The following is a 17,289-nucleotide window of genomic DNA, read 5'->3' on the forward strand; positions in this document are numbered from 1 at the left end:
ATGAGCACAGCCACCGCCATCACCGAACAGGAGTTCGGCCGCTTCCAGCGCTTCATCTTCGAAGCGGCGGGCATCAGCATTTCCACCGGCAAGAAAGCCATGTTGTGCGGCCGGCTGGGCAGGCGCCTGCGCGAACACCAGTTCAGCACCTACACGCAGTACCTGCAGTTGCTGGAAAGCCGCCAGGACCGCGCCGAGATCCAGACCGCGATCGACCTGCTGACCACCAACGAAACCTACTTCTTCCGCGAGCCCAAGCACTTCGAGCTGCTGCGCAAGCTGGCCGGCGAACATCGCGGCGGCCTGCCGTTCCGCTGCTGGAGCGCGGCCAGCTCCAGCGGCGAAGAGGCCTACAGCATGGCGATGGTGCTGGACGACGCCTTGCAGGGACGGCCATTCGAAGTGGTCGGCAGCGACATCAGCACCCGCGTGCTGGCCAAGGCGCGCACCGGGCATTACGCCCTGCAGCGCATCGACGGCATTCCGCAGCCCTATCTCAAGCGCTATTGTCTGCGTGGCCAGGGCGAATACGACGGCACCTTGCTGGTGGAACGCCGCCTGCGCGACCGGGTCAGGTTCGTGCATGCCAACCTCAATGCGGCCTTGCCGATGCTGGGCAGCTTCGATGCGATCTTCCTGCGCAATGTGATGATCTATTTCAATGGCCAGACCAAGCGCGAGGTCATCCTGCGTGTGCTGTCCAACCTCAAATCGGGCGGCTATTTCTGCATCGGTCATTCGGAGAGCCTGAGCGAACTCGACATCGATCTGGTCCAGGTGGCACCCTCGATCTTCCGCAAGGCCTGAGCCAAGGATCCGCCGTGTCGACCGCCTTCAACCGCCCTGCCGCCAGCCCCATTGCCCGCACCGATGCCATCAAGGCCATGGTCGTCGACGACTCGGCGGTGGTGCGCCAGGTGCTGGTGGGCGTGCTCAACGACGCGCCCGACATCGAGGTCATCGCCACCGCGGCCGACCCGCTGCTGGCGATCGAGAAGATGCGCAAGCAATGGCCGGACGTGATCGTGCTGGATGTGGAAATGCCGCGCATGGACGGCATCACCTTCCTGCGCAAGATCATGAGCGAACGCCCCACCCCGGTGGTGATCTGTTCCACGCTCACCGAAAAAGGCGCACGCGTCACCATGGATGCCCTGGCCGCCGGTGCGGTGGCCGTGGTGACCAAACCGCGCCTGGGGCTGAAGCAGTTCCTCACCGACTCGGCCGACGAACTGGTCAATACCGTGCGCAGCGCCGCACGCGCCAACGTCAAGCGGCTGGCCGCGCGGGTTGCCGCGGCGCCGCTGGAAGCGGAGGTCAAGCACACCGCCGATGTGATCCTGCCGGCGCAAAGCGGGCGCGCGCTGGCGCAGACCACCGAGCGCATCGTCGCCATCGGCACCTCCACCGGGGGCACCCAGGCGCTGGAGGAAGTATTGACCGCGTTGCCGCGCGTCTGCCCCGGCATCGTGATCGTGCAGCACATGCCGGAGAAATTTACCGCCGCCTTCGCCGCGCGCCTGAATGGCTTGTGCCAGATCGCAGTGAAAGAGGCCGCCAACAACGACCGGGTGATGCCGGGGCGCGCGCTGATCGCGCCCGGCGGCAAGCACCTGCTGCTGCGCCGCAGTGGCGCGCAATATTTTGTCGAAGTGATGGAAGGCCCGCCGGTCAACCGGCACCGTCCGTCGGTGGATGTGCTGTTCCGCTCGGCCGCGCGCGCGGCCGGCAGCAATGCGCTGGGCATCATCATGACCGGCATGGGCGACGACGGCGCCGCCGGGCTGCTGGAAATGCGCCAGGCCGGCGCGCGCACGGTGGCGCAGGACGAACACACCAGCATCGTGTTCGGCATGCCCAAGGAAGCGATCAAACGCGGCGGCGCCGACCGCATCCTGCCGCTGGGCGCGATGGCGCGCGAGATCGTGACGCAGCTGCAGTAGCGCGCCGCACGCGCAAACGGCGCAATTACAACTGCGACTCCAGCGGCAACCAGCCCATCACCGCCGCCGCGCCACGCCGCCACACGCTCGCGGCCGGCTCTTGCGACCATACCTCGGGCGGTTGCGCTGCATCGTCGTGCCAGCGCAACTCGCCCTGCTCCAGGGTCACGCGGTAGCTCACCGGCGCGCCGATCTTGCGGTTGTAGACCTGCTCCAGCTGCGCGGCCACTGCGCGGTCGTTGAACAGCAGGCCCATCTCGGTATTGAGGTTCATCGAGCGTGGATCCAGATTGAACGAGCCGATGAAGCCGCTGCTGTCGTCCACCACGAACGCCTTGGTGTGCAGGCTGGCACCGCTGGAGCCGAACAGGCTGCCGTCCGGCTTGCCCATCGGCTTGAGCTCGTGCAGGCGCACGCCTTGCATGAGCAGGGGCACCCGGTAATCGGCATAGCCGCTGTGGACGGCAACCACATCGTTTGCTGCCAGCGAGTTGGTCAACACGCTCACGCGCACATTGCGCCGACGCAACGCGCCGATCCAGCGCATGCCGTCCTCGCCCGGCACGAAGTACGGCGAGATCACCTTCAGTTCGCGCTGCGCATGCGCCATCTCGCCGATCAACACCGGCGTCATCCAGTCCGCCTGCGGCGGTGCGCCCTCGGCCTTTTCCGGCGGGTCGGAAACGATGCGCGCCTGGTCCAGCCACTGCACCTGGCGCTGGCCCTGCGTCAACGCCTGCACGCTGGGTGACTGGCGCAGCCGCTGCACATACGGGTGCGCGCGTGCCGACTCCAGGCCCGCATCCAGGCTGCCGCGCAACGCATCCAGCGCCTGCGGCTTGGCGGTCACCAGCGCAGCCAGCGGCAGGGCATTGGGGCTGTTCCAGTACGCATCGAAGACCTGCTCGGCCTGGCCCACGGCCGGCCCCATCAGTGCCGCGTCCATGTCCATGAAATTGGTGTCGCGCGCCGCATCGAAGTATTCATCGCCCACATTGCGGCCACCCACCACCGCCATCCGGCCATCGGCAATCCAGGCCTTGTTGTGCATGCGCCGGTTGATGCTGAACATGCGCAGCACCATCTCCACCCCGCGCATCAGCGTGCCTTCGCGCGCACGGGTAGGATTGAACAGACGGATCTCGATCATCGGGTGGCTGTCCAGCGCCGCCAGCACCGAATCGCTGCCGTGGATGTTCATGTCGTCCAGCAGCAGGCGCACGCGCACGCCGCGATCGGCCGCATGCAGCAGTTCGTTGTGCAGCAGGTTGCCGGTGAAGTCGGCATGCCAGATGTAGTACTGCAGATCCAGGCTGCGCCCGGCCGCACGCGCCGTGAGCGCACGCACCGCGAACGCATCGACATTGTCGGGCAGGATCACCATGCCGGTCTGACCGGCATGTGCCTGCTGCAGCGGCGCGACCACCTGATCGATCGGCGTGGCGATCGCCGTGGCAGGCAGCGCGTGGCTCACCGCACCACGCTGACGATCGGCAAAGCGTCCGTAGCCGTACAGCGACAGCACGCTGCCCAACAGGAGCACCAGTGCACCGATGCCCACCCATTTGATGATTTTTCGCCTCGTCACTGCCGCCCCCGTGTTGCAGAGCGCGGCAGTCTAGACGCTGCACCTGCGTGTCGATGTGCAGACGCAAGCGCACAAGCGAGCTCGACAAACGCGCAAAAACAGCGGATTTCCCGGCGCGGACTGTCGCAACAGTCCGCGCCGGATGCGATGCCGCTTACCAGATCGCAACGCGATCCTTGTCGCCACGCACCATCGCATCGCCCGGCTTGCACTGGAACGCCTGCGCAAATGCCGGCATGTTCGACGGCGCACCATTGGCGCGGAAATTGGCCGGCGCATGCGGGTCGGTGTTCAGGCGCACGCGCAATTCGCCGTCGGTGAAGTTGCGGCGCCACACCGTGGCCCAGTTCATGAAGAAGCGCTGGTCCTGCGTATAACCGTCGATGTCCTTGTTGGCGCCGGGCTGTTCCTTCAATGCCATCTGCAGCGCGTCATAGGCCACGGTCAGGCCACCGAGATCGCCGATGTTCTCGCCCAGGGTCAGCTTGCCTTTGACGTTGACGCCAGGGATCGCCTCATAGCCGTCGAACTGCGCCACCAGCTGGTCGGTGCGCTGGGTGAACAGCTTGCGGTCCGCATCGGTCCACCAGGTATCGAAGTTGCCCTTGGCATCGAACTGGCTGCCCGAGTCGTCGTAGCCATGCATCATCTCGTGCCCGATCACCGCGCCGATCCCGCCGTAATTCAATGCCGGGTCGGCCTTGGGGTCGAAGAACGGCGGCTGCAGGATCGCCGCCGGGAACACGATCTCGTTGCGGGTGGCGTTGTAGTACGCATTGACCGTCTGCGGGGTCATATGCCACTCGCGCTTGTCGACCGGCTTGCCGATCTTGTCCAGCATGTAGCGATAGTTGAATGCCTGCGCGGCCTGCATGTTGGCCAGGAATCCATCACCGCGGGTTTCCAGGCCCGACCAGTCGCGCCACTGATCCGGGTAGCCGATCTTGGGCGTGAAACTGGCCCACTTCTCCAGCGCGCGCTGCTTGGTTTCCGCGCTCATCCAGTCGAGCTTTTCCAGCCGCGCCTTGAGCGCCACCGAGAGGTTCTGCACCAGCTGCTGCATCTGCTGCTTGGACTCGGCCGGGAATGCGGACTGCACGTACAGCTGGCCCAGTGCCTCGCCCATCGCCTCGTTGACCGCATTCAAGGTGCGCTTCCAGCGCGGCAGCATGTCCTGCTGGCCACGCAGCGTCTTGGCATAGAAATCGAAGTTGGCCTGCTCGAACGGCTTGGCCAGATACGGTGCCGCCTCGTCCACACTGTGGAAACGCAGGTAGGCCTTCCAGGTTTCCACCGGCGTATCGGCCAGCATCGCATCGAGTTCGGTGAAGTAACCCGGCTGGCTCAGCGAGAACGTCCCTGCCGGCACCTTGAGTGCGCTGAAGAACGCCTGCCAGTCGAAATGCGGTGTCACCGCGTTGGCACCGGCCACATCGACCGGGTTGTAGCGCTTGGCCGGGTCGCGCAGTTCGATGCGCGACAGCGAGGCGGCGGCCAGGCGGGTTTCGAACGCCATCACCGCCTTGGCCTGCGTGGCCGCCTGCGCGGCGGGAACGCCGGACAACTCCAGCACGCGCGCGATGTAGGCCACGTACTGCTCACGGATCCTGGCCTGCGCCGGATCGGTGTAATAACCCTTCTCGGGCAAGCCCAGACCGCCCTGGCCTGCGTAGGCGATCATCTGTTCGGAATGCTTGTAGTCGGCATTGGCGCCGAACGAGAACAGGAAGCCCTGGCCCTTGGCGTAGCTGTCGCGCAACCATGCGGCGATGGACGGCGCATCGGTCAGCGCATCGATCGCCTTGAGCTGCGGCTGCAGCGGCGTGATGCCGGCCTTGTCGATCGCCGCTTCGTCCGAGCCGGTGCGCCACAGGTCGGCGATCTTGGCGTCCACCGAGCCGGCCGACAGGTTGCCGCGCGCCAGTTGCTCCACCAACGCGTGCTGGATGGTCAGCGAACGCTCGGCCAGCACCTCGAAACTGCCCCAGCTGGTGCGGTCCGACGGCACCGGGTTGGCCTTGAGCCATTTGGCGTTGACGAAGCCGTTGAGGTCCTGGCACGCGTTGATGGCCGGATCCAGGTCATTGACGCCGAAGGCCACGATCGGCGCATCGAGCTTGGACACATCGACCCTGGTCGGCGCGGCCGGCGGTGCGGCCGGTGCCGGCCTGGCGGTGTCCTCGGAGCGGCCACACGCCGAGAGCGTCACCGCGATGGCCACCGCAAGCGACAGTGGCGCGAATTTGCTCAACATCTTTCCATTCTCCAAGGCATGCGACCGCGTCATGCGCAGTCAAAAAAAAAAGTAGGCAATCAGCGCAGACGCACCAACCACGTCATCATTGCAACGGCACCGCAACGTCCTGACGTCCGCTGCCGCGCCCTATCGAAGAGCACACGTCCCACAACGCACTCCGCGTGGCCTGGGCACATGCCACCGCTGTTGCCGCCGCAGAAACCGCCCCGGCAATCCGGCGCAGCAGCAGCGCCATCGACTGCGGTCATTTGCGCGCGTACAGCGGTGCCATCACCAGGTACACCGGATACGCCAGCACCATCAGCACCAGCGCGACCTCATGCCCGGACGCCGCCTCCGCCCAGGACTCCATCCGTCGCGACGGCCCCCAGAAACCGAACGCCAGCAGCGCCACACCCACGATGCCGACCAGCAGCGCCAGGCCCAGCGCCGAACCGGACACACTGCCCCGGGCCAGCAACGCGAACGCAGCGCCGCCACCGCCCAACAGCAGCCCCAACGTCACCAGATACGCGCGGCAGTAGGTGGCACTCATCTGTTGCCTTTTCCGCTTGCTGGACATCATGTCTCCCCTGCAAGAACCCGCGCATGCGCACCTGCCCGATCCACCAACAGGCGCGCACGCGTGTCAAATCCGCACGCGTCAATCGAGCGCGCGCCGCAAACTCCACGCCATGCTGCGCGCCATGCACGCAGCGTGGCCAGCGGATGCGGCGATTACTTCGCCTTGCCCTGATTGGCCACCGCGTCGGCGGCACGCTTGGCCGCTTCCGGGTCGCCCAGGTAGCGGAAGCTTTGCACCTGCAGGGTGTCGTCCAGCTCGAACAGCAACGGGATGCCGGTCGGGATGTTGAGCTCCAGGATCTGCTCGTTGGAGACCGCGTTGAGGTACTTGTACAGCGCACGCAGCGAGTTGCCGTGCGCGGTCACCAGCACGGTCTGCCCAGCCTTCAACTGCGGTGCGATCGCGTCGTGCCAGTACGGCAGCACGCGCACCAGCGTGGTCGCCAGCGACTCGGTACCCGGCAATGCATTGCGATCCAGCGTGGCGTAGCGACGATCGTGACACGGATGCCCCGGATCGTTGACGTCCATCGCCGGCGGCGGAATGTCGTAGGAACGGCGCCAGATCTTGACCTGCTCTTCGCCGTGCTTGGCCGCGGTTTCGGCCTTGTCCAGCCCCTGCAGGCCACCGTAGTGGCGCTCGTTGAGGCGCCAGCTCTTGGACACCGGCAACCAGTCCTGGTCCAGTTCCTTCAACGCACCCTGCAGCGTATGGATGGCGCGCTTGAGCACCGAGGTGTGCGCCACATCGAACTGCAGCCCTTCGTCCTTCATCAGCTTGCCGGCCGCAGCGGCTTCCTGGCGGCCTTGTTCGGTGAGTTCCACATCCACCCAGCCGGTGAAACGGTTGTCCAGGTTCCATTGGCTCTGGCCATGGCGCAGCAGTACGAGTTTACGGGTCACTACGGTTCTCCGATTGGGGCCGATCAGCCTGCGATTGTAACGGCAGCCAGCGCATCGCAGGCGTGCACGAGACCGCCACGGCCAGCGCGCGATGCTGGGGCCATGCAAACGATCGATCCCGTCTTTGCCGGTTGGGATGGCAGCGTCATCCAGGCGCGACAGTTGCAACAGCAACTGGCACACCGCGTGGTGCTGCAGGACCAGCTCGGCGCAACACCGCAACTGCTCGCCGGCTTCGACGTCGGCTTCGAAGACGACGGCCAGACCACGCGCGCGGCAGCGGTGCTGCTGGATGCAGACACGCTGATGCCGCTGGAAACGCACATCGCGCGGGTGCCCACGTCGATGCCGTACGTGCCGGGCCTGCTCAGCTTTCGTGAGCTGCCGGCCTTGTTGCAGGCGCTGGCACTGTTGTCGCGCCCCCCGGATCTGGTCTTCATCGACGGCCAGGGCATCGCGCATCCGCGCAAGCTCGGCATCGCTGCGCACTTCGGTGTGGTGACCGGCCTGCCCAGCATCGGCGTGGCCAAGCAACGCCTGGCGGGCAGCTTCGTCGCGCCGGGCCCCGAGCGCGGCGACCACAGCCCGATCCTGCTGGGCGGCACGCAGATCGGCTGGGCGCTGCGCAGCAAGCCACGCTGCAATCCGCTGATCGTCTCGCCTGGCCATCGCGTCTCGATGCAGGGCGCGCTCGACTGGACGCTGCGTACGTTGCGCGCCTATCGCCTGCCCGAGCCCACGCGCCTGGCCGATCGGCTGGCCTCGCGGCGCGGCGAAATCGCCCTGCACAGCGCCGCCTCCGGACAGCTGTTCTAGCGCGCGGCGGCCAATCACGATCAACCGTGCGCGTGCCTGTCTCTGTCGTCTGCAACCGCCCATCTCGGCACGTTCGTTCTGGCCGCCAGCACGCCGCGCAGCGACTGTCTCCGGGACGATCCGTCTTGGTGAAGCGCTCGCCAGGCCGCGCGCGCGCATGCAAAGCTGGTGTCCATTCGACTTGATCAGAGCCGCCGCCATGACCACCCTGATTGCTCCCCGCGTGCATGACATCGGCGGGCTGGAAGTGCGCCGCGCCGTGCCCACGCTGCAGGCGCGCAGCGTCGGCCCATTCGTGTTCGTCGACCATATGGGCCCGGCAGTGCTGGAGCCGGATCACGGCATCGACGTGCGCCCGCATCCGCATATCGGCCTGGCGACAGTGACCTTCCTGTGGTCCGGCGAGATCGGCCACCGCGACAGCCTGGGCTCTGACCAGGTGATCCGCCCCGGCGACGTCAACTGGATGACCGCCGGCCGCGGTATCGCCCATTCTGAGCGCACGCCGGCCCCCGAGCGCGCCCGCACGCATGCGCTGCACGGCATGCAGACCTGGATCGCGCTGCCGCGCTCGGCCGAAGAGACCGCGCCGGCCTTCCATCACCACGCCGCCGCCAGCCTGCCGCAGCAACGCCGCGCTGGTGTCTGGCTACGCGTGATCGCCGGCCGCGCGTACGGCGAGGAATCGCCGGTGCAGGTGTTCAGCGGCACGCTCAACGTCGCGCTGGATCTGCAGCCGGAGGCGGAGATCGACCTGGACACCGGCCACGCCGAACGTGCGCTCTACATCCTGGAAGGCGAGGCGCAGCTGGATGGCACCGACGTGCCCGCGCGCCACCTGATCGTTCCCTCGCCCGGCAGCCGCGGGCGCCTGCGCGCCAGGACGCCGCTCAAGGCGATGCTGCTCGGCGGCGAACCGCTGGATGGGCCGCGCCACCTGTGGTGGAACTTCGTCTCCAGTTCCAGGGAGCGCATCGAGCAGGCCAAGGACGATTGGCAGGCCGGCCTCTTCGGCCGCATTCCCGGCGACGACAAGGAATTCATTCCGCTGCCGCAAACCCCGGCGCCCAAGCCGGTCAACTACCCCTGACCGCAGCCGGCAGCCCGGCAGTGCCGCGCAGCCCACCCAGGTCTCGCAACGGGAGTGCCCGCGCGCACGATCGATTGCAGCCCAACCTGCGAATTGCGCTTGAGCTTGCAGCCCCACCTGTGGTAGTGATGTCGACAGGTTGGGGACAGGTTGCGTGCGGGCACAGCCGGGCGGGGAGCGCATGGGCTGATGCCGTGACACGGTCAACAACGCTGTCCCTGCGCAGACATCCAACGCCGGGGAACACTTGAATGAAGTCCGCATCCTGCCTTGTCGGCCTGAGCCTGCTGTTGGCCGCCGCCACCGTTCACGCCCAAACCTCACCGGTCTGCCCACCGTTGCCGCCAGCCTCCGGGCTGCAGTGGAGCGAGCTTTCAGGTGCGGACTATCTGTTCTGCAAGGCCTTGACTGCAGACGGTCGCCAGGTGATGGGCGTGATGCTGACCACGCGCGACCCGGCGATGACGCTGGCGCGTGACCGCCGCGCGGAGAAGGGCCAGATCCAGCAGGAAGACTTTTACTGGTACAAGCTCGACTTGGGCGGCCGCGAGCTGCCGGGCATGGAATCGCGCCGCGTCACCGTGGTCGAGCTGGGCAAGAAACGCTATGCACAGCTCTGGATCGACGGCGCCAGCACCGAAGAGCTGGCCTCGATGCAATCGCTGGTGCAGAACATGGATCTGCAGCCCGCCAGCCTGGCCTTGCAGCGCTGACGCAACCGGTAGTGAAGCGCCAGGTCATGCCGGCCTGATGCGGCCCGGCGGGCGCGCCAGTTGCGTACACGCCTTTGCATACCGGGCGCGCCTGCGCTCTCACATGCCTGCTGCACCCCGACGCGTCGCCGTCACCCCGCATGCCGTATCGGCGCGCACCTCGTCGGTGCGCAGCCGATGGAGCGGGCAGATGTCGGCCCGTCCAGCAGGCGGTCACTCACGCCGCTCTCCTACGCGTGGCGCGAGCGGCCGGCTAAAACCGGCCTTCCTGGAAGTCGACGAAGGCCTGCATCAATTCCTGCTTGGTATTCATCACGAACGGGCCGTGCCGCATCACCGGCTCGTTGAGCGGGCGGCCCGCCACCAGGATCAGCTGCGCGCCGTCGGCACCGGCCCGCAGCGTCAGGCGCTCGCCGCCGCCCAGCACCGCCAGTTCCTGCGCCGGCAGCGCACGCGCGGCATCGCCCTCGCCCACCGTCACCGCACCTTCAAAGGCGTAGGCAAACGTGTTGTGGCCGCTGGGCAGCACATAGTCCCAGGACGCCTCCGGTGCCAGTGCGATATCCAGGTACACCGGCTCGGTGGCCGGTTGCACGATCGGGCCGCGCACCTGGCCCACGGCTCCGGCGATCACCTTGACCGTGACACCGGGCGCCGGCTGCGCGACCGGGATGCTGTCCGGTGCGTACTCCTGATACCTGGGGTCGGTCATCTTGTCGCGCGCCGGCAGGTTCACCCACAGCTGGAAGCCGCGCATGCGCCCGGATTCCTGCTCCGGCATTTCCGAATGGATCAACCCGCGGCCGGCGGTCATCCACTGCACGCTGCCCGGGGTCAGCAGGCCTTCGTTGCCGTGGTTGTCCTTGTGACGCATGCGCCCGTCCAGCATGTAGGTCACCGTCTCGAAGCCGCGATGCGGGTGGCTTGGGAAACCGCCGATGTAGTCCTCGGCCTTTTCGGTGCCGAACTCGTCGAGCATCAGGAACGGGTCCAGATCCGGCAGCTGCTGGGTGCCGATGACGCGGGTCAGCTTGACCCCGGCGCCGTCGGAGGTCGGCATGCCGCGGATGGTGCGCAGCACATGCGCCGCTGTCGTGGTGGGGGTGATCATTGCGTGATCCCTGTGCAGTGGGTCGGTGCACCAATGATGGGTGCGCCTGCTGCAACGCCCAACCACGGCCGCTGCAACCGATCGTTCCAATCGTCGGCCTCCTATGGCGGGCGCTAGCGCATCGTGTACCCGAATACTCTACGACCAAAGTTTTACCCTGCCGCGGAACGCTGCCATTGACCGCAGCCTGGCACGGGGAGACCCTTGGGCGAATCGTTCCTGAGGGGCATGCATGAAAGGGTTCTCGAAGCTGGTCTGGGGCGCGCTGGCGCTGCTGGCCGCGTTCTGTCTGGGTACCGTGGCGCTGCGGCGTGGCGAGCACATCAATGCGCTATGGATCGTGGTGGCGGCGGTGTCGATCTATCTGATCGCCTACCGCTTCTACAGCCTGTTCATCGCCGACAAGGTGATGCAGCTGGACGTGACCCGCGCCACGCCGGCGGTGGCCAACAACGACGGCCTGGACTACGTGCCCACCAACAAGCACGTGCTGTTCGGCCACCATTTCGCCGCGATCGCCGGCGCCGGGCCCCTGGTCGGCCCGGTGCTCGCCGCACAGATGGGCTACCTGCCCGGCCTGCTGTGGCTGGTGGTCGGCGTGGTGTTCGCCGGCGCGGTGCAGGACTTCGTGGTGCTGTTCCTGTCCAGCCGCCGCAACGGCCGCTCGCTGGGCGATCTGGTGCGCGAGGAAATGGGCCAGGTGCCCGGCACCATCGCCCTGTTCGGCGCCTTCCTGATCATGATCATCATCCTGGCGGTGCTGGCGATGGTGGTGGTCAAGGCGCTGGCCGAAAGCCCGTGGGGCATGTTCACCGTCATCGCCACGATGCCGATCGCGCTGATGATGGGCGTGTACATGCGCTACATCCGGGTCGGCAAGATCGGCGAGATTTCGGTGGTCGGCCTGATCCTGTTGCTGGGTGCGATCTGGCTGGGCGGCAAGGTCGCGGCAGATCCGAGCTGGGGCCCGGCATTCACCTTCACCGCCAAGCAGATCACCTGGATGCTGATCGGCTACGGCTTCGTCGCCTCGGTGTTGCCGGTGTGGCTGCTGCTGGCACCGCGCGATTACCTGTCCACCTTCCTCAAGATCGGCACGATCCTGGCACTGGCGATCGGCATTGTGGTGGTCATGCCGGACCTGAAGATGCCGGCACTGACCCAGTTCGCGTCCACCGGCGACGGCCCGGTGTGGAAAGGCGGCATCTTCCCGTTCCTGTTCATCACCATCGCCTGCGGCGCGGTCTCCGGCTTCCATGCGTTGATCGCCTCGGGCACCACGCCCAAGCTGCTCGCCAACGAAGGCCACATGCGCTACATCGGCTACGGCGGCATGCTGATGGAATCGTTCGTGGCGGTGATGGCGCTGGTGGCCGCATCGATCATCGAGCCGGGCATCTACTTCGCCATGAACAGCCCGGCCTCGCTGGTCGGCAGCGACACGGTGGCGGTTGCGGCCAAGGTGTCCGAGTGGGGCTTTGCGATCACGCCCGAGGTGCTGGAAGCCACGGCACGCGACATCGGCGAGCACAGCATCCTGGCACGCGCCGGTGGTGCGCCCACCCTGGCGGTGGGCATCGCGCAGATCCTGCACCATCTGCTGCCGGGCGAAGACACCATGGCGTTCTGGTACCACTTCGCGATCCTGTTCGAAGCGCTGTTCATCCTGACCGCAGTGGATGCCGGCACACGTGCGGGCCGCTTCATGCTGCAGGACCTGCTGGGCAACTTCATCCCGGCGCTGAAGAAGACCGAATCGTGGACCGCCAACATCATCGCCACGGCCGGCTGCGTGGCGCTGTGGGGCTATCTGCTCTACACCGGCGTGATCGATCCGTTCGGCGGCATCCAGACCCTGTGGCCGCTGTTCGGCATCTCCAACCAGATGCTGGCCGGGATCGCGCTGATGCTGGGCACGGTGGTGCTGTTCAAGATGAAGCGCGACCGCTACGCCTGGGTCACGCTGGTGCCGGCGTTGTGGCTGCTGATCTGCACCACGTATGCGGGGCTGATCAAGATCTTCGACAGCAACCCGGCGCAGGGCTTCCTGGCGCAGGCGCACAAGTACCAGGATGCCATCGCCGGCAACACCATCACCGCGCCGGCCAAGACGGTGGCGCAGATGCAGCAGATCGTCACCAATGCCTACGTCAACACCGGGCTGACGGTGCTGTTCCTGTTCGTGGTGGGATCGATCCTGGTCTACGCGGTCAGGACGATCGTGATTGCGCGCCGCAATCCGCAGCGCAGTGATCGCGAAACCCCGTACGTGGCCTTGCAGCCACACCAGATGGCGGACCTGTAATGGGCACCCAACTCGTTCTTGCCAGCCAGTACCAGGTGCATCGCCGCATCTGGCGGCGCCTGATACAGATCGCCCGCCTGTGCTGCGGCATTCCCGATTACGACAACTATGTGCGTCACATGCTGGAAAAACACCCCGACAAGCCGGTGATGGACTACCCCACCTTCTTCCGCGAGCGCCAGGACGCGCGTTACGGCGGCAAGAGCGGGTTTCGCTGCTGCTGACCAGATGACCGGGCAGGTGGCGAGTCGGAATGCAGCAGGGCGCGATGCAAATCGCGCCCTGCTGCGTTGATGGCTTGGGGTTGGCCGCAGGGAGTCCGCTCGCACTCACCAGCGCGGACACGCCGCAAGGCCAGGCGGCCGATGGACGGCCTTGCCGATGGATCAGTTGGAGGGCGGGTGATCTGCGGCCTGGCTGCAGGGCCCTTGCCCGCCCACCATCGCGGGACACGCCGCAAGTACGTCCTTGTAGGCTCTGGCGCGGCATCCATGCCGCTCAAGGTCCCGCGACGGTGGGCGGGCAAGGACCAGTCAAGAGGGTCGGTGTGCGTAGTTGCGAGCTAGGGCATGACCTACGTTGCTTGGATCATGTTGCGCCTGAAAATACTCATTGCAGTTCGAGCGACAGGCAAGCTTTGAACAGGCACCCTACGACTTTTTCTCAGCGCCTCACCGCAGGTCTGGCAACAAGCAGGTTTCACCTGACCACCGACCAACGTCTGGTGCGGTGTCCTCGCCGGTTGCGGGACCGTGTGGCGGCATGGATGCCGCCACCGCGCCTCCATGGACGTACTTGCGGCGTGTCCCGCGAGCGGTGAGGGCACCGCGCCCTCGACCCACCGATCTGTTGACCTGGACTTTGACCTGAGCGTTTGACTGAACTCAAACCACGCTACGGCTCAACAGCTCTGTTATCGCAAGTCGATTGCACGATCTGGCCGACTGCGGTTGAAGAACGAGCTGGCTGCCACTTCGCCGCCATCGACACCGCATTCAACATCTCTTGTCAGCAGCGCTCAGCCAGCGCGTTTTTGCGCAAGCCGCTCGAACAACGCCGGTAAATCGCGCATATCGTCGAACACCGCCAGCACGCCAAGCCGACGCAAGGTGTCGGCATGCCCCTGCGGGATATGGCTGGCCCCGGTGAAACCCAGCACCTGCATGCCGGCCGCCAACGCGGCAGTCGCACCGGTGGGGCTGTCTTCGATCACCAGGCAGCGCTCCGGCGCAACGCCCAGGGTGCGTGCAGCCAGTAGATAGACATCCGGCGCCGGCTTGGGACGCTCCACCATATCGGCAGCGAAGACATTCCCCGCCGCACGTGCGGTGAGCCCCACCCGTTCGACCGAGGCGATCACATTGTGGCGGCGGCTGTTGGAGGCCACCGCCAGCGGCAACGGTATCCGTTCCAATGCGTCGCGCACGCCGGCGATCGGCTGCACCTCGGCCTTGATCAAGGCTTCGCTACGCGCCTGGATCTGGGCCAGCAAGGTCTCCGGCAGTTGCACGGCGAAGTGTTCCTGTACGCGCAGCAATACCTCACGCGTGGTCTGCCCGAACGTTGTCCCGAGCAAATGCTCCAACGCCTCGGCCGGCACGAAGGCCGCCAGCGCCTCGCGCATCACCCGGTCGGCCAGTATCTCGCTGTCGACAAGCACGCCATCGCAGTCGCTGATCAGTAATTCGTAGACCATTGCACCCATCTGTTCGCAAAGCACCATTATGCCGGCCGCGTTGTGACCGTTGGCTGTTGTAGATTGCATCCGCGTGCAAAGCCCATCGTGGGTGCATCGGCACCATGCAGACACCACCACGGCGAGCGGCCTCAACGGCCGACACCCAGGCGCCGACGCATGTCACGAAATCTTACCGCGCGTCGTTTGGGCAGCTGGTAGGATCGGCCCGGCTGCGGAAGGACACACCGCAGTGCCACCAGGAATGCGATCAGGAGAAGGAGATTTCGATGCAACCGCGATTCCCCACCCTGCTCGTTCTTGCGACCTCGTTCTTCGCGGTCTCATGCACCGCCTCGCCCGGTGCCAAGGAGCAAACCACCATGTCAGCTACGCTGCACGACCACACCGTCGCCTTCCGCGACCCCGGCCTGAGCGATATCGCCAACGCCATTGCGCACGGTGACGTCGCCCGAATCGGCGCACTCGCACCGACAGTCGACCTCGCCGCACACGGCGATCAGAACGTCACCCTGCTCGAGTGGGCGATCTGGAATGAACAACCCCGCGCCCTGGCCGCATTGCTCGATGCAGGCGCAGACCCGTCGTTGCCGGGCATGGACCAGGAAACGGTCGTGCACATGGCCGCCATGGCGCAGGACGCGGAGTACCTGAAGATCCTGCTGCAGCACAAGGCGCCGATCGACGTGGTCAGCGCACGCGCAGGCTGGACACCGTTGTTCCGCGCCGTGCAGAGCAAGCGCGATGCGCAGATCGCGCTGTTGATCGATGCCGGCGCCGATCTGCAGCGCGTCGACAACACCGGCAACAGCGTGCTGCACCTGGCCGCCCAAAGCGGCGCGGCGAGTCCGGCAGTGCTGCAATTGCTCAAGGCCGGCGTGGATCCGACGCTGCGCAACGCACAACAGAAAACCTTTCAGGCGTATTTCTTCACCACCCCCGATCGCCTGCTCAATGCCGCCGGTCAGCAGGTCAGGGCGGACGTGCGCGCATGGTTGAGCGCCCACAACATTCCCGTGGAAAGCAGCCGCTAAGCGGGCTTTTCGCACGACGAACGCAAGGAGCCGCGCATGAGCCCGTCAGATTCCACCCACTCGTCCACGCCATTCGCAGAGTCGATGCGTGGACAGCAACCGCAGCCGGAAGACCGCCAGTTTCCGGCGGTGCTGCAAGACCTCTACGCCACTGCCTCGCAGCGACGCGAAGGCAGCGCTGAAACCTTCGCGCCCCTGCCCAACGGCTGGACGCGCATGGACGACGGCACGCTGCAGCGTGCCGGTATCGACCCCGGCCTGCTGCACGACGCCAAGAGCGGTTTCGATGCCGCGTTCTACCGCAACGACCAGGGCCAGGTGGTGCTCGGCTTCTGCGGCACCGACGAAGGCAAGGACTGGAAGCACAACCTCGGCCAGGGCCTGGGCTTCGACGACGCGCAGTACGCGTCCGCGATCCAGCTCGGCAGCCAGGCCAGGCAGGCGTTCGGCGACCAGGTGGTGATCTCCGGACACTCGCTCGGTGGCGGTCTGGCGGCGGCATCGGCGATGGTCAACGACATCCCCGCCGTGACCTACAACGCCGCCGGCGTCAACGACCGCACGCTGGAACGTCAGGGCCTGGATGCCTCGGCGGCCAAGGACTACGCCAGCAGCGAGTTGATCCGCGGCTACCACGTCCGCAACGAGATCCTCACCCACCTGCAGGAAGACAGCATCCCGCTGAAATGGGCGATGCCCAATGCGGCCGGCCATCAGATCGAGCTGCCGGAACCGGACCCGTTGTCGTTCGGGCAACGCCTGGTGCCAGGCATGATGCTGAAGCACCGCCTGGACCTGCACGGCATGGACTCGGTGATGAAGGCGCAGGACATGCAATCGCCAAGTCAGGCGCAAGGTACCGGCAGCCAGTTGTTCAACGATGCGGTGGTGCGGCTGGACGGCCAGCGCGAGCGCCTGGGCCTGCGCGACGACACCGCGTTTCTCAATACCGCCGCTAGCGTGGCCGCGCGTGCCAGCAGCGACGGTCTGCAGCGGATCGACCACCTGGTGCCCAACCGCGATGGCGACAGCCTGATTGCGGTGCAGGGCCGGATGGACGACCCGGCGCATCTGCGCAGCCATGTGCAGACCGCCTCGGCAGCCAACGAGCCGGCGCACGGCAATGTCGATCAGCTGCAGCAGCACAACCAGCAGCAGTCGCAGCAGAGCACGCAGCAGGAAGCGCAGCGCCGCGGTCTTCAGCAGTAATCGTGGTCGGGCACCGGCGCTGCCGGTGCCCGACTCGATGTGGCCGCCCCCCCTTGGCGA

Annotated in this window: 15 protein-coding genes; 9 read left to right on the forward strand and 6 right to left on the reverse strand. The window is 66.3% G+C overall.

The genetic code is table 11. The features are described 5' to 3' along the window. Complete coding sequence (locus tag EO141_RS09940; RefSeq protein ID WP_127169095.1) at positions 1-807, forward strand: protein-glutamate O-methyltransferase CheR; 807 nt, start codon at positions 1-3, stop codon at positions 805-807. After that, entirely contained in the window at positions 804-1,943 is a 1,140-nt protein-coding gene (locus EO141_RS09945) for a chemotaxis response regulator protein-glutamate methylesterase (protein WP_164739168.1), read from the forward strand. The genes EO141_RS09940 and EO141_RS09945 overlap by 4 nt, the downstream gene beginning before the upstream one ends. Positions 1,944-1,968: 25 nt before the next feature. On the opposite strand, the gene EO141_RS09950 is transcribed toward EO141_RS09945, so the two are convergent. From EO141_RS09950 to gpmA, 4 genes are all read right to left on the reverse strand, one after another. Beyond that, positions 1,969-3,531: a phospholipase D family protein gene (locus tag EO141_RS09950; RefSeq protein WP_127169096.1), complete on the reverse strand. Its 1,563-nt coding sequence runs from the start codon at positions 3,529-3,531 to the stop codon at positions 1,969-1,971. 154 nt (positions 3,532-3,685) lie between these two features. Beyond that, a complete protein-coding gene (locus EO141_RS09955) occupies positions 3,686-5,785 on the reverse strand; it encodes a M13-type metalloendopeptidase (protein WP_127169097.1) in 2,100 nt (699 codons plus the stop codon). 247 nt (positions 5,786-6,032) lie between these two features. Then, positions 6,033-6,350, reverse strand: coding sequence for a hypothetical protein (locus EO141_RS09960; protein WP_104648276.1), 318 nt, complete (start codon positions 6,348-6,350; stop codon positions 6,033-6,035). A gap of 155 nt (positions 6,351-6,505) precedes the next feature. Next, positions 6,506-7,255, reverse strand: a complete 750-nt coding sequence (gene gpmA, locus EO141_RS09965) for a 2,3-diphosphoglycerate-dependent phosphoglycerate mutase (protein WP_104583120.1) — start codon at positions 7,253-7,255, stop codon at positions 6,506-6,508. A gap of 102 nt (positions 7,256-7,357) precedes the next feature. On the opposite strand from gpmA, the gene nfi reads away from it, so the two are divergent. From nfi to EO141_RS09980, 3 genes are all read left to right on the forward strand, one after another. Further along, positions 7,358-8,071: a deoxyribonuclease V gene (nfi, locus tag EO141_RS09970; RefSeq protein ID WP_127169098.1), complete on the forward strand. Its 714-nt coding sequence runs from the start codon at positions 7,358-7,360 to the stop codon at positions 8,069-8,071. Positions 8,072-8,270: 199 nt separating this feature from the next. Continuing rightward, positions 8,271-9,161, forward strand: a complete 891-nt coding sequence (locus tag EO141_RS09975) for a pirin family protein (protein ID WP_127169099.1) — start codon at positions 8,271-8,273, stop codon at positions 9,159-9,161. Positions 9,162-9,412: 251 nt separating this feature from the next. Next, entirely contained in the window at positions 9,413-9,874 is a 462-nt protein-coding gene (locus EO141_RS09980) for a hypothetical protein (protein WP_104583117.1), read from the forward strand. 253 nt (positions 9,875-10,127) lie between these two features. Here EO141_RS09980 and EO141_RS09985 read toward each other — a convergent pair whose 3' ends face one another. Next, positions 10,128-10,985 carry a pirin family protein gene (locus EO141_RS09985; protein ID WP_119127868.1) on the reverse strand — a complete coding sequence of 286 codons (858 nt, stop codon included), beginning with the start codon at positions 10,983-10,985 and terminating at the stop codon, positions 10,128-10,130. A 232-nt stretch (positions 10,986-11,217) separates the two neighbouring features. Between EO141_RS09985 and EO141_RS09990 the strand changes: the two genes are divergently transcribed. Both EO141_RS09990 and EO141_RS09995 read left to right on the forward strand, forming a co-directional pair. Beyond that, entirely contained in the window at positions 11,218-13,290 is a 2,073-nt protein-coding gene (locus tag EO141_RS09990) for a carbon starvation CstA family protein (protein WP_127169100.1), read from the forward strand. After that, positions 13,290-13,514, forward strand: coding sequence for a CstA-like transporter-associated (seleno)protein (locus EO141_RS09995; protein WP_127169101.1), 225 nt, complete (start codon positions 13,290-13,292; stop codon positions 13,512-13,514). The genes EO141_RS09990 and EO141_RS09995 overlap by 1 nt, the downstream gene beginning before the upstream one ends. Positions 13,515-14,308: 794 nt before the next feature. On the opposite strand, the gene EO141_RS10005 is transcribed toward EO141_RS09995, so the two are convergent. Further along, the gene (locus EO141_RS10005) at positions 14,309-15,013 is read right to left on the reverse strand and encodes an HAD family hydrolase (protein WP_164739144.1); all 705 of its coding nucleotides are present in this window, start codon (positions 15,011-15,013) and stop codon (positions 14,309-14,311) included. Positions 15,014-15,255: 242 nt separating this feature from the next. Here EO141_RS10005 and EO141_RS10010 point away from each other — a divergent pair, with 242 nt between their 5' ends. Both EO141_RS10010 and EO141_RS10015 read left to right on the forward strand, forming a co-directional pair. After that, complete coding sequence (locus EO141_RS10010; RefSeq protein WP_164739169.1) at positions 15,256-16,020, forward strand: ankyrin repeat domain-containing protein; 765 nt, start codon at positions 15,256-15,258, stop codon at positions 16,018-16,020. A gap of 36 nt (positions 16,021-16,056) precedes the next feature. Continuing rightward, positions 16,057-17,229 carry an XVIPCD domain-containing protein gene (locus EO141_RS10015; RefSeq protein ID WP_127169104.1) on the forward strand — a complete coding sequence of 391 codons (1,173 nt, stop codon included), beginning with the start codon at positions 16,057-16,059 and terminating at the stop codon, positions 17,227-17,229. The last annotated feature ends 60 nt before the right edge of the window (positions 17,230-17,289 follow it).

It is taken from the genome of Xanthomonas sp. BRIP62415 (assembly GCF_003993515.1).
Classification (GTDB): Bacteria; Pseudomonadota; Gammaproteobacteria; order Xanthomonadales; family Xanthomonadaceae; genus Xanthomonas; species Xanthomonas euroxanthea.